Raw genomic sequence first — 2667 nt, forward strand, 5'->3', positions numbered from 1 at the left:
TGGCGGCCGGGACGCCCACGACCAGCGGCAGCCCTTGGGCGTCGGAAAGGACGTGGAGTTTGCTGCCTCTGGTGGTGCGATCGACCGGATTGGGACCGGTCAGCGTGCCCCCTTTTTTCGTCCGGACGGCGGCGGTGTCCACGATCGCGCTGTTCCAGTCGGCCATCCCGCGGCCACCCGGCTCCTCCAGCACGGCCCGGTGCAACCGCGGCCACAGTCACGCCTTGGTCCAGGCAGCGAACCGGCGATGCGCCATCGACCGGGTGACACCGAACTCGCCGGGCAACTGCCGCCAGGTGCAACCGCTGGTCAGCACGTACACGATCGCGGTGAACACCAGCCGCTCGTCCAGCGACGCCGTCCCGCCACCTTGCGGCCTCGGCGAGAACCCGGGCATCAACGGCTCGGCGATCTCCCACAACTCATCAGGAACCAACCGGCGCGCAAGCTCAGACAACACCACAGTCCGCCATCATCCCGGCTGATCACCGACAAGCCACGCGGGACACGCTCTAAGCGCCCTCGCGCCAGCGGCCACCAGATACGGCAACTTCCGGTCCGCTACCAGTCAGGCCCTTGAGGCTCTAGAACCAAGACGCCAGATCTCATACAAGAGGGTGAGCAGGAAATGGCGGGCGGAGTGTGGTGCGGCCGTCGATGGCGGTCGTCCGCCAGATGGCTGAGGCCTACGGTGAGGGCTACCACAATCCCTTGCCATGCTCTGCCCGTCGACTGGGCCGGAGGTCAGGTTGCTGACCGTGGTCGACAGCACCATCTCGTGTGCATCAATGCGGCCGCGTCTGGCCTTGGGGTGATGAGGACGCCGACGAGGTGAGTAAGCATGCCGGGTCTGGCAACATGGTGCGGCGATGAAGACCCGCGTCTCCGGTGAGCCCTCCTGGTGTGCTCCACATCCACCCAATGCCGACCCTCTTCCTCGCGACGGCCGACGTAATTGCGGTTTCTGGGAGGGTGTGCTCCGGCGTCAGTGGGACCCCGACCTGTTGATGCCGCCCGCTGACACGATCGCAGTGATCGACAGGCTCGCCGCCCAGCCCGTGCACATCGCATCTCTGGTGATCAGCGAGCTAGATGAGCTGTGGGTGGGGGTCGGCAATGTTCCCGAGCTTGATCATCTGAGCTATCTGGCCGGTCAGCCGGTGCAACCCGGCTCAGCGATCGTGTGGGACGACGTGCCTGGCGCCACCGTCGGCCGAACGGTAGTGATCGGCACTGGCCGAACCGTGTCGGCGAGCTTGACCGACCATGAGCTGGCACACGTCATTGAGCGATCACGCCGCATGGCCGAGCAGCCGGACTGGCAGACGATCATGTTGCGGTGTCGTCCACATTTGATCGTGGAGCGCTGGTACGACCCGCTGGAATGGTGGGCTGAGGCGTGGGCACTGGTGGCCACCGGCCAATTGGACCGACTGGTCCGAACCCTGAACGGACATGAACAGCTTGCCGAGATGGTGGCGCGCTATTATGTCCGCAGGTACGGGTTGGAGGTGTAAGCGCAGTGACCAGCATACGACCGGCCCAGGCCGTGATGAAGCACGGCGAGCTGCTCTTGCCGCATGACGTCGGCTGCGGTGTCAAGCTCGTCACCCCTGATGATCCTCACTACCCGGACCTACACGCTGACGCCGTGCGTGATGAGGATCTGCGAGACAGCCCTGCACGCAGCGCCGCACTGGCCGCCAGGTGGCGGCACAAGTGGGCGCTAGAGGAACGCCGCACCGCCTGAAGGTCGTTTGCACCAGGTGTCTGTATAATTACCCATTGTGCTGTTTTCTGTTCGGTTGACCTGTGCGGCGGGCCGCTAGGTTCGCTTGCGGTGATCACGCAGTGGTTGTGAAGCAGACGAGGCAAGCTATGTTGCGGGCTTGACGTCGCGACGCGTGTAGCGCCAGGTGTAGACCTAATCGACACGGTGAGCTTCAACTTGCCGCCCAACTCGCTAACGCGAGGGGGCATCTCCACAGTCTCCGGGTCGCAGGCGACTGCGTTGACGTTGGCGGCTGCAAGCCGGGCGCCGTTGCGGGAGTCCGGTAGTGTGGTAGAAGGCGCGGCCGACGTCGGCTTCGCGGAACGGGTTGGTGGCCGGACCGAGCGCAGCAGTGCCTCCGCCGATAAGGCGAGAGTGAAGCAGGGCTTGCGGGCGTGGGCTCCCCTGGACACTGACGCGGCTCTATCTTACGGCTGTGGCCGAACTTCCCATCCGAACGGGGTCGTGGGCCAGACGGGCGATGTCCTTCGGGCTGACGGCAGCCGTGGTCGAGCTTCATCAAGCGTTTCCCAGTACCAAGTCGGCATGGCATCTACCAGTACGGGGAGGTCCGGCGCTGCGAACTCTACAGAGAAGCTGCAGCGCCAGGGCTGTAGTCTGAACATTGAGAACCAGATCGACTTTCTAACGCTACGCCATCGCACCGCCGCAGGCCTATGGGTACGGCTGTGCTGGCGCATCTCAACTCAGCGATCTAGCGCAACTGACTGGCGCCACGGTAAAGGACGCTGACCGACTACGACCAAAGCTCTGAAGCAAAATCTCTATCAAAGATGAGGATGACGGCATGAGCGCGGAGACCCTCGGACGCACCACACGACTGGAACTGGACGACCAGGCCCTCCGGGAATGGGAGGCCGTCGTCCTCGACGCGG

2 protein-coding genes are annotated in these 2667 nt (G+C 64.3%); one reads left to right on the forward strand and one right to left on the reverse strand.

From position 1 onward, the window contains the following. Positions 1–217: 217 nt before the first annotated feature. Positions 218–460 (reverse strand): transposase, encoded by a 243-nt coding sequence (locus AB0C84_RS45860; RefSeq protein ID WP_361079161.1) that lies wholly within the window; start codon positions 458–460, stop codon positions 218–220. Between the two features lie 409 nt (positions 461–869). On the opposite strand from AB0C84_RS45860, the gene AB0C84_RS45865 reads away from it, so the two are divergent. Further along, a complete protein-coding gene (locus tag AB0C84_RS45865; RefSeq protein WP_361079163.1) occupies positions 870–1517 on the forward strand; it encodes a hypothetical protein in 648 nt (215 codons plus the stop codon). Positions 1518–2667: the final 1150 nt, after the last annotated feature.

The organism is Actinomadura sp. NPDC048955 (assembly GCF_040649435.1).
Lineage (GTDB): Bacteria > Actinomycetota > Actinomycetes > Streptosporangiales > Streptosporangiaceae > Spirillospora > Spirillospora luteofluorescens.